General features: G+C 73.3%; 10 protein-coding genes. 3 read left to right on the top strand and 7 right to left on the bottom strand.

Annotated features, from left to right (window positions below; all coding sequences use genetic code 11):
* Positions 1-208 precede the first annotated feature (208 nt).
* Positions 209-682 (bottom strand): excalibur calcium-binding domain-containing protein, encoded by a 474-nt coding sequence (locus J2X68_RS02040; RefSeq protein ID WP_310430647.1) that lies wholly within the window; start codon positions 680-682, stop codon positions 209-211.
* Between the two features lie 420 nt (positions 683-1,102).
* Complete coding sequence (locus tag J2X68_RS02035; RefSeq protein WP_310430646.1) at positions 1,103-2,260, bottom strand: alkaline phosphatase PhoX; 1,158 nt, start codon at positions 2,258-2,260, stop codon at positions 1,103-1,105.
* Between the two features lie 192 nt (positions 2,261-2,452).
* Here J2X68_RS02035 and J2X68_RS02030 point away from each other — a divergent pair, with 192 nt between their 5' ends.
* Positions 2,453-3,394, top strand: coding sequence for an oxidoreductase (locus J2X68_RS02030; RefSeq protein ID WP_310430645.1), 942 nt, complete (start codon positions 2,453-2,455; stop codon positions 3,392-3,394).
* A 42-nt stretch (positions 3,395-3,436) separates the two neighbouring features.
* On the opposite strand, the gene J2X68_RS02025 is transcribed toward J2X68_RS02030, so the two are convergent.
* On the bottom strand, positions 3,437-5,329 hold the full coding sequence (locus J2X68_RS02025) for a SulP family inorganic anion transporter (protein WP_310430901.1): 1,893 nt from the start codon (positions 5,327-5,329) through the stop codon (positions 3,437-3,439).
* Positions 5,330-5,832: 503 nt separating this feature from the next.
* Positions 5,833-6,438 (bottom strand): carbonic anhydrase, encoded by a 606-nt coding sequence (locus J2X68_RS02020; RefSeq protein WP_310430644.1) that lies wholly within the window; start codon positions 6,436-6,438, stop codon positions 5,833-5,835.
* A gap of 243 nt (positions 6,439-6,681) precedes the next feature.
* Between J2X68_RS02020 and J2X68_RS02015 the strand changes: the two genes are divergently transcribed.
* Together J2X68_RS02015 and J2X68_RS02010 are read left to right on the top strand one after the other, a co-directional pair.
* The gene (locus J2X68_RS02015) at positions 6,682-7,653 is read left to right on the top strand and encodes a response regulator transcription factor (RefSeq protein WP_310430643.1); all 972 of its coding nucleotides are present in this window, start codon (positions 6,682-6,684) and stop codon (positions 7,651-7,653) included.
* Positions 7,650-9,272: a HAMP domain-containing sensor histidine kinase gene (locus J2X68_RS02010; protein WP_310430642.1), complete on the top strand. Its 1,623-nt coding sequence runs from the start codon at positions 7,650-7,652 to the stop codon at positions 9,270-9,272. The genes J2X68_RS02015 and J2X68_RS02010 overlap by 4 nt, the downstream gene beginning before the upstream one ends.
* On the opposite strand, the gene nirD is transcribed toward J2X68_RS02010, so the two are convergent.
* The 3 genes from nirD to J2X68_RS01995 are packed head-to-tail and all read right to left on the bottom strand — an operon-like array spanning position 9,251 to position 13,418.
* Positions 9,251-9,601 carry a nitrite reductase small subunit NirD gene (nirD, locus tag J2X68_RS02005; RefSeq protein WP_310430641.1) on the bottom strand — a complete coding sequence of 117 codons (351 nt, stop codon included), beginning with the start codon at positions 9,599-9,601 and terminating at the stop codon, positions 9,251-9,253. The genes J2X68_RS02010 and nirD overlap by 22 nt on opposite strands.
* Positions 9,598-12,204 carry a nitrite reductase large subunit NirB gene (nirB, locus tag J2X68_RS02000; protein ID WP_310430640.1) on the bottom strand — a complete coding sequence of 869 codons (2,607 nt, stop codon included), beginning with the start codon at positions 12,202-12,204 and terminating at the stop codon, positions 9,598-9,600. The genes nirD and nirB overlap by 4 nt, the downstream gene beginning before the upstream one ends.
* Positions 12,204-13,418 (bottom strand): FAD-dependent oxidoreductase, encoded by a 1,215-nt coding sequence (locus J2X68_RS01995; RefSeq protein ID WP_310430639.1) that lies wholly within the window; start codon positions 13,416-13,418, stop codon positions 12,204-12,206. Before J2X68_RS01995 ends, nirB begins: the two co-directional genes overlap by 1 nt.
* Positions 13,419-13,448 lie beyond the last annotated feature (30 nt).

Genomic DNA, 13,448 nt, shown 5'->3' with positions numbered 1-13,448 from the left:
TGTCGGTGAGTGAAGAAGGTGGGGCGGCATCCTGGGTGGGGGTGTCGCCCTTCGGCGGGCGTAGCCGCGGATGTCGAGGGCGGTGGCGCGTGGAAGCCGGCCGCTGGTGACGGCAGGGGTGTTCGCCGGGTGTCCGCCGCTGTCGGGCCGGGCCTCGTGAGTGACGGGTGACTGGCGAGTGCGTGCGGGGCGGTCGTGTCCTCGGGCGCTATTCGCAGGCGACGCCGTCGCCGTCGCGGTCCAGATGGCGTCCGTAGCCCGGGTCGCCCACGCGGACCGGGGCGGCGCCGGCGGCGCGGGCGGCCGAGCAGTTGGCGTAGTAGACGCTTCCGGAGTCGGCCGAGTCGTCGGACCGGGCGGAGTCGTCGGCGGTGCCGGAACCGTTGTCGTCCGTCGCCGCCTTCGCCGTGACCGTCTTGGTCACCTTCACCGTCTCCGTCGCCGTGGCGGTGACCGTGCCCGCCGGTTCGGGGACGGCCGTCTCCGTCGTCGTGGCGGTCACGGTGACCGTGGGGCCCGGGGCGGCGGAGGCCGGCTCGGCGTCGTCCGTCCTGTCGCCGTCGGCTCCGCCGATGCCCGCGCCGATGAAGAGGGCCAGGGCGAGCGCGGGCAGCACGTACCGCTTCCTGGCCCACCGGGGGGCAGGGTTCCGGGTGGGTGCGGTGGTGTACGGGTTGGTCATCTGCGTCCCCCGGGCTGTGGTGTGAGGGGACGACGGTATGGCCGTTTTCCGTGCGGTGTGAGAGGTGTGGCCGTTCTGTGACCTTCTGTGCGCGTCGGAGCGGGGCGGCACCCGTAGGGGTCGAGGGCCGCCCCGCTCCGGTGGGCCGGGCGTCGTACCGGATCGCCACCGCCACCGCCACCGCCACGGCCACGGCCACGGCCACCGCCACGGCCACCGCCACCGCCACGGCCACGGCCACCGCCACCGCCACGGCCACCGCCACGGCCACGGCCACCGCCACGGCCACGGCCACCGCCACGGCCACGGCCGTGGCGCTTCGGCTTTGGCTTCGGCGGCGAGTGACGAGCCGCCGCCCGACCGCGTTCCTCCCGCCGCTGTCTGGTTCCCGGGCGTCCCGCAGGGTCCGCCCGGGGTCTCCTACGTCCGGAAGGGGCCCTTCACCTCGTAGGTGATCCCGCCCGACGAACTGCCGCTGGTGCCGCGCTGGCTGGAGAAGTACAGGCGGGTGCCGTCCGGGGAGAAGGCCGGGCCCGTGATCTCGGAACCCGACTGGCCGTCGACGCGCAGGAACGGCGCGACCACGTCGTCGGGGGTGATGAGGCAGATGTCCATCGTGCCGCCGTCCTCCGCCACGAACAGGTCGCCGGAGGCGGAGCCCGTGACGTTGTCGACCCCGGTGAGGGGAGCCGTGCCGGACGTCACCAGCGAGTCGTCGTAGGCGAGCTCGATCGTCTGGGCGGCGGCGTTGTACTGCCAGACCCGGTTGTCGCCCTTCGTCGTGAACCAGCAGGTGTCGTCGGCGTAGTGGCAGCCCTCGCCGCCGTTGAAGTGCTTGGCGCCCGCGACCTGGTTGCGGGTGGCGGTGGCGCCGGACGGGTCGGGCACCGGGGACCAGGTCACGGGGCCGCTCGTGGCCGTGCCGGCCACCAGGACCTCCAGGGTCCCCGAGGACAGGTCGCCCCAGCTCGTCGGCCGGAAACGGTAGAAGCAGCCGTCGGTCACGTCCTCGGTCAGGTAGATCACCTTGCGGACCGGGTCGGCGGCCGCCGCCTCGTGCTTGAAGCGGCCCATGGCGTCCCGGCGGACCGCCGCCTTCGTGCCCCAGGGGTCGGTCTCGTAGACGTACCCGCGGTCGACCTCCTCGCAGGACAGCCAGGTGTTCCACGGGGTCCTGCCGCCCGCGCAGTTCTGGCGCGTGGAGGAGAGGATGCGGTACGCGGCCGTGATCGTCCCCGCCGCCGAGAATTTCACCGCGCTCGCGCCGCCCGACGGGTTGATCTCCGAGTTGGAGACGTAGATCCAGCCCGTGCCGTCGGCGTAACAGGCGCCGCCGTCCGGGGCGTTGTGCCAGGTGTACGACGTCCCGGACACCGTCTGGCCGGAGCGGGCGATCACCCGGCTGGTGAAGCCGCTCGGGAGCCGGATGCCGTTGGCGTCGGCCGCGCCGAGTGCCCCGTAGGGGCCCGTGCCCGGCTGGGCCGGGGCGGCGTAGGCGGCGCCGCGCCAGAGGGTTCCGCCGAGCACGGCGGACGAGCCGCCGATCGCGGCCGCACGCAGGAAGGTACGACGTTCCACGCTCACTCCCGGGGGTGGTGTGGTGAACCGGCCCGTACGCCGGTCCCGGCGACGGGGTCGTTCAGGGGTCGTGCGCTGCCGAACGCTAGAAGCGCAGGGTAGCCATGTCGTGGACACGTCGTAACGGGGAGATGCGGGGTGGATGACCGGGAGCGCCGTAGGCTGCCCGCACACTGCGGAGGGAGTACGGCCATGTCCGGCTGGAGCGCGCACGACATTCCCGACCAGAGCGGTCGCACCGCCGTCGTCACCGGGGCCAACAGCGGGCTCGGGTACGTCACCGCGCGCGAGCTCGCCCGCAAGGGGGCACGGGTGGTGCTCGCCTGCCGGAGCGAGACGCGGGGGCGCGATGCCGTCCGCCGGCTGCTCGAGGAGGTGCCGGGGGCGGAGGCGGAGGTGCGGCGGCTCGATCTCGGGGACCTCGCCTCGGTACGGGAGTTCGCCGACGCCCTGCCGTACGACCGGCTCGACCTGCTCGTCAACAACGCGGGCGTGATGGCGATGCCGTACGGCACCACCGCCGACGGGTTCGAGACGCAGTTCGGCGTGAACCACCTCGGGCACTTCGCCCTCACGGGGCTGCTGCTGCCCGCGCTGCTCACCACCCGGGACCGGCCGGCGGGGGCGGCGCGGATCGTGACCGTCTCCAGCATGGCCCACCTGCTCGGCAACATCGACCCGGACGATCTCAACTCCGAGCGCAAGTACCGTCGTTGGATTGCGTACGGGCGCACGAAGACTGCCAACCTGCTCTTCACGCACGAGCTGGCGCGCCGACTCGCGGCGGCCGGGGCCGAGGTCGTCGCGGCGGCCGCGCATCCGGGGTACGCGTCCACCAACCTCCAGACGGCGGGACCGCGCGCGGAGGGGCGCGCGGTCGCCGAGCGGCTGATGGCGCTCGGCAACCGCGTCTTCGCCCAGCCCGCCGGGGCCGGCGCGCTGCCCACCCTGTACGCGGCGACCGCGCCCGGTGTCCGCCCGGACTCGTTCACCGGGCCGTCCCTCGCGATGTGGCGCGGTGCGCCCGCGCCGTCGCGGCGGGCGCCCTGGACCCTGGACGACCGGGCGGGGGAGCGGCTGTGGGCCGCCTCCGAGCAGCTGACCGGCGTGTCCTACGAGGCCCTCGAGGGCTGAGCCCCTGCCGCCCTTCGCCGCCCGTCCCCGGCGGCGGTCGCGTCACGCCTGGCCTCGGGCGAACCCGGAGGCACGGTCGTCCGCCCACCCCCCGGAGTACGCCCGCGGGTATCCCTCCGCGTACTCCGGGGCGTACTCCTCCGCGTACTCCGGGGCGTACTCCTGCGGGTACACCGGGGCGTACTCCTGCGCGTACCGCTGCGCGAAGTCCTCCGGCATCGGCGTGGTGTCCAGGTAGAACCACTCGGCGGTGGGGCCGGGAGCGGCCCCCGGGACGGCCGCGGAGCCGGTGGCGGGAGTGGAGTCCGTGCGCGGCGCGGAGGCGGGCGCGGGGGGCGTCCGGCGGCGGCGCGGCAGTGGGGCGGAGGGGCGGGTGCCGTCGGACGGCGGTCCGGCCGCCCTCTCCGTGGCCGCGTCTTCCGTGGCTGCCCTCGACGCGGCCGTCCCCTCCGCGGGCGGTCGTTTCGCCGGGCCCGGCATCAGCAGCTCCACCCGCAGGCCCTTGCCGCGCTGCTGGGCGGTGAACTCCTCCACCTGGCTGCGGCAGGCGTGGTCGAGGTGGGTCACGCCGGTGAGGTCGAGCCGGATCCGGGGCCTGCCGGCCTCGGCGGCGGCCTCCAGGGCCTCGATGACCTGGGGCAGCCGCAGGAAGGTCGCGTTGCCCGCCATCACCACCTTCGCGGTGTCGTCCTCGATGTGCTGCCGGATGACCGTCCGGGACATCCGCAGCGCCGCCAGCACGATGCCCGCCGCGAGGCCGATCAGGACGCCCTCCAGAAGTGCCGTCGCCACGATGGCCAGGGTGGTGAGCGTCATGACGGCGAACTCGCCCCGGTCCTGCCGCCACATCTTCGGGAACTCGTCGGGGGCGAAGAGCTTCCAGCCGCTGTGCACGAGCACGCCCGCCAGGACGGAGACCGGGATCAGGGCCAGCACCTGGGGGAGCAGCAGCGCGAACGCCAGCAGCCACAGGCCGTGCAGCGTGCGGGAGAGCCGGGTCCTGGCGCCCGCCTGGACGTTCGCGGAACTGCGCGCCACCACCGCCGTGACGGGCAGGGCGCCCAGGAGTCCCGCGAGCGTGTTGCCGGCGCCCTGGGCGATCAGCTCGGGGTTGTAGCGGGTGCGCGGACCGTCGTGCATACGGTCCACCGCGGCCGCCGTGAACAGCGACTCCGCCGAGGCGATCACGGTGAAGGTGAGGATCGCGGTGATGATCCCGGCGTCCGCCAGTCCCGCGAACTGCTCCGCTCCCGGCACGTCGACGGCGGCCGGCAGATTGCCCACCTGGAGCGTCTTGACGTCTACGCCCGGCAACGCGGCGACCGCGATGCCCATGCCGACCGCGACCAGGGCCGCCGGCGCCTTCCTCACCGGCCCCGGGGCCTTCTTCCACAGGAAGCTCAGGACGATCGTGACGATGCCCAGCCCCGCGGCGATCATCGCCTGCGGGTCGGCGACCGTGTCCCCGAGCAGGCCGGGGATGCCGGCCATGTTCTCCAGCGGGGTGCCGGGGGCCTTCGCGTCCGCCGCCGGGTAGGCCTGGCTGAACATCAGCGGCAGGCCGATGCCCGCGAGCATGCCCTGGACGACGGCCAGGGAGACGGCCTGGAAGAACCGGCCCAGTCTCACCAGGCCGAGGACGATCTGGAGGAGGCCCGAGAAGAGCACGATCACGCCGAGCATGGCGACGCCGTACTCCAGCACGGTCTCCGCGACCAGCGCGGCGAGACCGGCGGCCGGGCCGCTCACCTGGAGCGTGCTGCCGCGCGCCGCGCCCACCACCAGGCCGCCGATGACGCCCGAGATGATGCCCAGCTCGGGGGAGACGCCCGAGGCGACGGCCACGCCGATGCACAGCGGGAGCGCGACCAGGAAGACGACCAGGGACGCGGTGATCTCGGTGGCCAGGTCACCCTTCGGCACAACCGCTCTCAGAGCGGCCCTCGCGGTGTCCCTCGCCGCCGCCGTGGCCGTGTCCTTCGCGGCGCGCTGTGCAGCGCTCCTCGTGCCACCCTTCACGGCGCCCCTCGCGGTGGCGTCCCGCGCGGTCGTTGCTGCGGCTGCGGCTGCCGGGGCCGGTGGCTGTGCTGGTGCAGCCGTCCGTGCGGGTGGGCGTGTCGGCGGCGGCGGGGACAGGGGCCGGGGCGGTTGCGCGGGCGGCCGGGGCGGCCGACCGGTCAGGCCGGCCGCCTCCCTGAACGTGCGGCCCCTTCCGTCACTGTCCGAGGAGCTCCAGTCCGCGCCCGATCCCCGGTACGCGCCCCATCCCCGGTCCGCTCCTGCTGCCCCGACCCCGCCCGCTCCCCGGTCCGTGCCCGTGCTCCAGCCGCCGGTCGTGTCCCAGTCGCCGCCCGTGTCCCGGCCGGTGCTCGTGTCCCGGTCCGTGCCCGTGGCGGTGTCCGTGCCCCGCGTGCGGGCGTGCCTGGCGTGTGCGCCGCTCATGCCGCGTGCACCCGGAACCGGCCGTCCTCGTCCAGTTCGTGCACCTGACCGGTGTGCACCTCGTAGTACCAGCCGTGCAGGCGCAGTCGCCCGGCGTCGAGGCGTCGCTGCGTGGCGGGGTGACTCCGCAGCACGGCAAGCTGGTTGACGACGTTCAGCTGGGCGACGTCCGGCATCGACGGGTCCTCGACGTCGCCGTCGAGCACGGGGGCCAGCCGGGGGCGGGCCAGCTGGAGCCAGGCGTCCACACCGGGAAGGGCGGACAGGTCGTCGCCGGACTTGAGGGCGCCCATCGCGCCGCAGTGGGAGTGGCCGCACACCACGATGTCCTGAACGCCGAGCACCTCCAGTGCGTACTCGATGGTGGCAGCCTCGCCGGAGGCGCCCTGCCGGTCGTGCGGCGGAACGATATTGCCCGCGTTTCGCAGCTCGAATATCTCACCGGGCCGCGCGCCCGTGATCAGTGCGGGTATCACCCGCGAGTCCGAGCAGGTGATGAACAATGCCTCGGGATATTGACCCTCGGCCAGTCGCCGGTATTCGCCGCTCTCGAAATCGACCCGTCGTGTGAACGAGCGGGCTCGGTCCAGCAGTTCCTTCACGGATCCTCCCAGGTCAGAGCTGGTCGGAATGGGGGTCCGACCAGTTCCTCATCACCGTAGGGGAGCCAATGCCAGGTGAAGGTTAGAGGAACACTAAACCGCCGACAAGAAGGGGATATTTTTCGTCCGGAGTTGAGCCGCTGCTCACATTGTCCGGGGGATTCGAGGTGTTTTCCTGACCGTTCTTGTAGCGTGACGGAGCCACGGAACACGTGAATTCGGCGCAAGGGGAGACGGGAACGCATGGGTGTACGAGTCCTGCTCATCGAGGACGACCGGACGATCGCCGAACCGCTCGTCGAGGGTCTCGGGAACTTCGGGCTGTCGGTGCGTCATGTCGCAACCGGGGACGAGGGGTTGAGGGGGCCGTACGGCGATGTCGTCCTGCTCGACCTCGGGTTGCCCGACATCGACGGCATCGACGTCTGCCGCGGCATCCGGCAGACCTCCGACGTCCCCATCATCATCCTCAGCGCCCGCGGGGAGGAGGCCGATCGGGTGCTGGGCCTGGAGCTGGGCGCCGACGACTACCTGGCCAAGCCGTTCAGCATGCGTGAGCTCGTGGCGCGGGTGCGCGCGGTGACCCGCCGGACGCACCGGGGGCTGGCCGAAAGCGAGTTCACGGGACAGGAGCCGGTCGGCGGGGAGTCCTTCGCGCCGGCAGCCCCCGCCGCCCCTCCTCTCGCCGCCCCTCCTCTCGCCGCCCCTCCCCTCGCGGCCCCTGCCGTCACCGCCCCGGCCCCCGGCGCAGCCGCCGGTCCCCTGGTCGTCGACCGGCGCACCCGGCAGGTGTGGGTGGGGGAGGAGACGGTGACCCTGACGCCCAAGGAGTTCGAGCTGCTCGCGCTGCTCACCGAGGATCCGGGGGCCGTGTACTCCCGCCAGCAGATCCTCGACCGGGTGTGGGACCCGCACTACCAGGGGCCGACGAAGACGCTGGACGTCCATGTGGCCACCCTGCGCCGGAAGCTGGGAAACTCCGCGTGGATCCAGACGCTGCGCGGAGTGGGTTTCCGGCTGGCGGTGCACACCACCTCCCCGAGCGCGGGACAGCCGTACGAACCACCGGCCTCCGCACCTCCGGCCCCCGCACCTCCCGCCTACGCACCACCGGCCTACGAACCCTCGGCCCACGAAACTCCGGCATACCAAACCTCGGCCTACGCGCAGCCCGTCCACGAGCCGCACGCCTACGACTCGGCGGCCTATCGATGACCCGTCGGCTGCTGCTCAGCTATCTCACGCTCGCCGTTCTGGTCCTGCTCTGCCTGGAGATCCCGCTGGGCTTCGTGTACTCGCGCGGTGAGCGGGAGCGGGTGACCAACGCGGCGAAGGACGAGGCGGAGTCGGTCTCGGCGTTCGCCTCGCTGTCCATCGCGGCGGGCCGGGCCGCGCAGGACCTGCCCGAGCGGGCCGCGCACTGCGCCGAACGCATCGGCGGCAAGGTGCTGATCGTCGACGGAAGCGGCAGCCTGCTGGCCTCCTCGCATCCGCTCACCGAACGGGAGGAGGGCGGCCTCGCCTCCTGGCCGGGCATCGCCGCCGCCCTGCGCGGTACCGAGACGGCCGACGTGCGCACCTCCACCATCGGCGGTGTGCAGTACCTCGCGGTGGCGACCCCGGTACGGCACGGCGTCGAGGAACAGGGCGCCGTCCGGATCACCGTGCCGACCCGGACGGTGTCGGAACGCGTCCACCACGTCTGGCTGCTGCTGGCCCTCGGCGGACTGGCGGCGCTCACCGCGGTGGCCGCGCTCGGGTTCGTCATCGCCCGCTGGACCGGCCGCCCGATCCGTGAACTGGAGCACGCCACAAAGGAGTTGGCCATGGGCGGCACCGCCGTTCCGGTGGCGATCACCAAGGGGCCGCCGGAGGTCCGCAGCCTCGCCGCGACCTTCAACCGGACGGCCGCCCGGCTGGAACACCTGCTGGCCTCCCAGCGGGCCTTCGCCGGTGAGGCCTCGCACCAGCTGAAGACCCCGCTCGCGGCGCTGCGGCTGCGGCTGGAGAACCTGGAGCACGACATCGCCCTGAACGCGCGGGGCTCGCTCACCGCCGCGCTGACCGAGACCGACCGGCTGGCCCGGATGGTCGAGGGGCTGCTCGCGATGGCCCGGCTGGACGAGAGCGCCGTGGAACGGGAGCCGGTCGACCTGGGCCGGGTGTGCGCGGAGCGGCACCGGGCGTGGACGCCGCTGTTCGAGCGGCACGGCGTCCGGCTGGCGCTGGCGGGGGACTACGCGGGCGAGGTGCTGGCGCTGCCCGGGGCCGTGGAGCAGATCCTCGACAACCTGCTCTCCAACGCCCTGCGCGTGGCGCCCCCGGGCTCCACGGTCTCCGTCGACCCGCGCTACCACCCGCCCCACGAGCGCCGCTTCCCGCACCGTCACCCGCACCGGCATCCGCACCGTCCGGCCGGCCCGGGCCGGGTCGAGCTGCACGTCATGGACGAGGGCCCCGGGATGACCGAGGAGCAGCGCCGCCGGGCCTTCGACCGCTTCTGGCGCGCGCCGGACGCACCCAAGGGCGGCACCGGTCTGGGCCTCGCCCTGGTGCAGCGCCTCGCCCACGCGAGCGGAGGCGAGGTGGTCCTGCGTCCCGCGCCGCGCGGCGGCCTCGACGCGGTGGTCCGGCTCCCGGCGGCACCGGGCCGACCCGGGAGCACCGGGAGCACCGGCGGCACGGTGAGTGCCGACGGCCCCGGCGGCGGTGCGGGCCCCGGCGGTGGTGCGGGCACCGGCGTCCGGAGCCGACGTCCGGCCGGACGCCTGCCCTCCACGGCGCCGGGCCGGCGGCAGACGGCGGGCGAGGGTCAGGCGGTGCGCACCCGATAGGTGGCGATGCGCACCGTGTCGTCGTCCAGGCACTCCCCGCTCATGAGGTCGAAACGCTGCTTGAGCAGCGGGGAGGCGACGAACGAGCGGCCCTCGTGGGTACCGGTCAGGCCGCGGGACAGGACGGCCGCGCCGCCGAACGGGTCGCGGTTGTCGACGGCGTACAGCTCACCCGCCCGGTCCCGGAACAGGGCGACCTGGCGGCCGTCGGGCAGCAGGGCGGCCACGCCCCGGCCGGGGATCAGCAGGCTGAGGTCGCAGACCGTGAACCACTGGTCCTCAAGCTGCAGTTGGACCTTGAGGTCGGTCGTCTCGGGTGCCAGGGTCATCGCTGGGCGCTCCCTTCCAGGGGACGGTGGCCGATGGAGAGCAACGGCAGGTCGGGCTTGATCTGGTCGCGCTCCGGGACGAAGCCGACGACCGGGTCGGGAGTGTCGGGCGCGTTGACGAACGACACGAACCGGGCGAGCTTCTCGGGGTCGTTGATGGTGGTCGCCCACTCGTCGGCGTAGTGCGCGACGTGGTCGGTCATCAGGGACTCCAGCTCCTCGCAGATGCCGAGCGAGTCCTCCACCACCACGTCCCGCACGTGGTCCAGGCCGCCGGGGATCCGGTCCAGCCAGGTCGAGGTGCGCTCCAGGCGGTCGGCGGTGCGGATGTAGAACATCAGGAACCGGTCGATGAGGCGGACCAGTTCGGTGTCGTCGAGGTCCTGGGCGAGCAGGTCGGCGTGGCGCGGGGTGGCGCCGCCGTTGCCGCCGACGTAGAGGTTCCAGCCGTTGGAGGTGGCGATGATGCCGAAGTCCTTCGACTGGGCCTCGGCGCACTCGCGGGCGCAGCCCGACACCGCCGACTTGAGCTTGTGCGGGGAGCGCAGCCCCCGGTAGCGCAGCTCCAGGTCGATCGCCATGCGGACGGAGTCCTGGACGCCGTAGCGGCACCAGGTCTGGCCGACGCAGGACTTCACCGTGCGCAGCGACTTGCCGTAGGCGTGGCCGGACTCGAAGCCCGCGTCCACCAACCGGGTCCAGATCAGCGGGAGCTGCTCGACGCGGGCGCCGAACATGTCGATCCGCTGGCCGCCGGTGATCTTCGTGTAGAGGCCGAAGTCGCGGGCGATCTCACCGATCACGATCAGCCCCTCGGGGGTGATCTCGCCGCCGGGGATGCGGGGGACGACCGAGTAGGAGCCGTTCTTCTGGAGGTTGGCGAGGAAGTGGTCGTTGCTGTCCTGCAGGGCCGCCTGCTCGCCGTCCAGGACATAGCCGCTCGCGCCGATCGTCGGGGCGAGGGAGGCGATGATCGAGCCGACGGCCGGCTTGCAGACCTCGCAGCCGTCGCCGCCCCGGGCGCCGTCGCGGCCGTAGCGGTCGAGGAGGTCCTGGTAGGTGTTGATGCGCAGCGCCAGGACGATCTCGTACAGCTCCTCGCGGGTCTGCGAGAAGCAGCCGCACAGGCCCTTGTCGACCTCGACGCCGCTCGCCTCCAGCTCGGCTGTGACCAGCTGGCCGAGCACCTTGACGCAACTGCCGCAGCCGGTACCGGCCTTGGTGCACTTCTTCACCTCGGGCACGGTCGTGCAGGAGTGCTCCGTCACCGCGCCCCGGATCGTGCCCTTCGACACGTTGTGGCAGGAGCAGACGATCGCCTCGTCCGGCAGCGCGGACGGGCCGAGCTGGACGGACTCCCCGGCGCCGGCCGGCAGGACCAGCGACTCGGGGGAGACGGGCGGCACGGACCCGGTGAAGGCGCGCAGGGTGCCGTACGCCTCCGCGTCGCCGACCAGGATGCCGCCGAGGAGTGTGCCGTCGCGGCCGATGACCAGCTTCTTGTACAGGCCCGAGCGGGAGTCGGAGTAGACGACGTCGAGGCAGTCCTCGGTCGCGCCGTGCGCGTCACCGAAGGAGGCGACGTCCACGCCGAGCAGCTTCAGCTTGGTGGAGAGGTCGGCGCCGGTGAAGGACAGCTGCTCGGACTCGTCGGCGGCGATGGTCGCGGCCACCGTGATGGCCTGCTCGTAACCGGGGGCCACCAGGCCGTACACCCGGCCGTCGGCGGCCAGCGCGCACTCGCCGATCGCGAACACGTGCGGGTCGTCCACCGTGCGGCACTGCTCGTCGACGGCGATGCCGCCGCGCTCGCCGACCGTCAGGCCGGATTCGCGGGCCAGCTGGTCACGGGGCCGGACACCGGCGCTGAACACCACCAGGTCGGTGGCGAGTTCGGAGCCGTCGGACAGCTTCATCCCGGTGACCGCGCCGTCCTCGCCGACGACGATCTCCTGGGTGCCCACGCCGGTGTGGACGCTCAGGCCCATGTCCTCGATGGTGCGCAGCAGGGCCGCGCCGCCGCCGTCGTCGACCTGGACGGGCATCAGCCGGGGCGCGAACTCCACGATGTGGGAGGTGAGTCCGAGACCCTTGAGCGCGCCCGCGGCTTCCAGGCCCAGCAGCCCGCCGCCCACCACCGCGCCGGTCGTGGCACGCGACTTGGCGTACGCCTCGATCGCGAGGAGGTCCTCGATCGTGCGGTAGACGAAGCAGCCCTCGGCGTCCTTGTTCGGGACGGGCGGCACGAAGGGGTAGGAGCCGGTGGCCAGGACGAGGATGTCGTAGTCGACCACCAGTCCCGAGCGGGCCGTCACCTTGCGGGCCTCGCGGTCGATGGTCTCCGCGGGGTCGCCGACGTACAGCTCGATCCCGTGGTCGGCGATGAACGCCGGGTCCGTCATGGACAGTTCCTCGGGCGTCCGGCCCGAGAAGTACGAGGTGAGCTGCACGCGGTCGTACGCGGCACGCGGCTCCTCGCACAGCACGACCACGCGGTGCGTGGCGGTCAGGCCGCGCTCGGCGAGCGCTTCGAGGAAGCGCTGGCCGACCATGCCGTGGCCGACGAGCACGATCGTGGGGGTGCCCCCGGGGGTGGCGGTCATTAGGAGCCTCCATCGTTGGTGAGCAGGTGGAGCAGGGGGCCGCCGTCGGAGGGGAGCGGCTCTGCTCCCTCCCAGGCGCGCGCCAGCGCGCCGACGGTGCCGAGTTCGCCGACGAGGACCCCGCCGACCAGGCGGTCGTCGCGGACGACGACCTTGCGGTAGGTGCCGCGGGTGGCGTCGGCGAGCTGCACGACGTCGTCGCCGGGGCGCGGTTCCGTCTCGCCGAACGCGGCGAGGTCGAAGGCGCTGTGTCCGGTGAGGGTGAGCCGGGTGAGGGCGCGGGTGCCGGCGTACCGGGAGCCCGTGTCCCCGGCGAGCGCCTCGGCGAGGACGTCCGCCTGTTCCAGCGCGGGCGCGGCCAGCCCGTACACGGTCCCGTCGTGCTGCGCGCAGTCGCCGACGGCCCGGATGCACGGGTCGGACGTGCGGAGTGCGTCGTCGACCAGGATTCCCTTGTGCACGGCGAGCCCCGCCGCCTTGGCGAGTCCGGCGCGCGGGGAGACCCCGCAGGCCAGCACCACCAGGTCGGCGTCGAGGGCGTATCCGTCGGCCATCTCCACCGAGCGGACGGCCCCGCCGACGCAGCGCACGTCGCGGACCCGGCACTCGGTGTGGACCTCGACGCCCAGGTCCCTCAGATGCCGGTGCACCAGCCTGGACGCGTTCGGGTCGAGCTGGCGCTCCATGAGCCGCTCGGCCTGCTGGGCGAGGACGACCTGGGCGCCGCGTACCGCGAGCGCACGGGCCGCGGAGACCCCGAGGAGCCCGCCGCCGATGACGACCGCCCGCACGCCCGGCCGCACCGCCTTCGACAGACCGAGGCAGTCGTCCATGGTGCGGAAGGCGTGGACGCCCTCCGGCAGGACGTGGTCGGGGGTGAACAGACCGCGCAGGGGCGGCAGCACCGGGTTGGACCCGGTGGCCAGGACCAGGGTGTCGTATGCGATCTCCGAGCCGTCCGCGCAGGCCACGGTCCGCCGGTCGCGGTCGATGCCGGTGACCCGGCCCCTGACCAGTCCGGCGGGCGCGGGCAGCGCGATCACCTCGGGGGCGTACCGGCCGGCCAGCACCTCGGCGAGCAGGACCCGGTTGTAGGGCCGGTGCTCCTCCTCGCCGATCAGCAGCGCGGGCGTGCCCAGCTCGCCGAGCCGGCGGGCGAGTCGTACGCCCGCGAGGCCGGCGCCGATCACCACCACACGCGAATTCGAGGTCATGTCCAGGAGCGTGCGTTGCCGACGTTACCC

Origin of the sequence: Streptomyces sp. 3330, assembly GCF_031456635.1 — a bacterium.
Taxonomy (GTDB): Bacteria; Actinomycetota; Actinomycetes; order Streptomycetales; family Streptomycetaceae; genus Streptomyces.
This window is presented reverse-complemented; position numbering and strand designations above follow the sequence as displayed.

What these genes read in the sequence shown, in the direction of transcription:
- J2X68_RS02040 (WP_310430647.1), bottom strand. Translation starts at nt 682, where the DNA reads ATGACCAACCCGTACACCACCGCACCCACCCGGAACCCTGCCCCCCGG.
- nirD (WP_310430641.1), bottom strand. Translation starts at nt 9,601, where the DNA reads ATGACCCTGGCACCCGAGACGACCGACCTCAAGGTCCAACTGCAGCTT.
- nirB (WP_310430640.1), bottom strand. Translation starts at nt 12,204, where the DNA reads ATGACCGCCACCCCCGGGGGCACCCCCACGATCGTGCTCGTCGGCCAC.
- J2X68_RS02010 (WP_310430642.1), top strand. Translation starts at nt 7,650, where the DNA reads ATGACCCGTCGGCTGCTGCTCAGCTATCTCACGCTCGCCGTTCTGGTC.
- J2X68_RS02030 (WP_310430645.1), top strand. Translation starts at nt 2,453, where the DNA reads ATGTCCGGCTGGAGCGCGCACGACATTCCCGACCAGAGCGGTCGCACC.
- J2X68_RS02015 (WP_310430643.1), top strand. Translation starts at nt 6,682, where the DNA reads ATGGGTGTACGAGTCCTGCTCATCGAGGACGACCGGACGATCGCCGAA.
- J2X68_RS01995 (WP_310430639.1), bottom strand. Translation starts at nt 13,418, where the DNA reads ATGACCTCGAATTCGCGTGTGGTGGTGATCGGCGCCGGCCTCGCGGGC.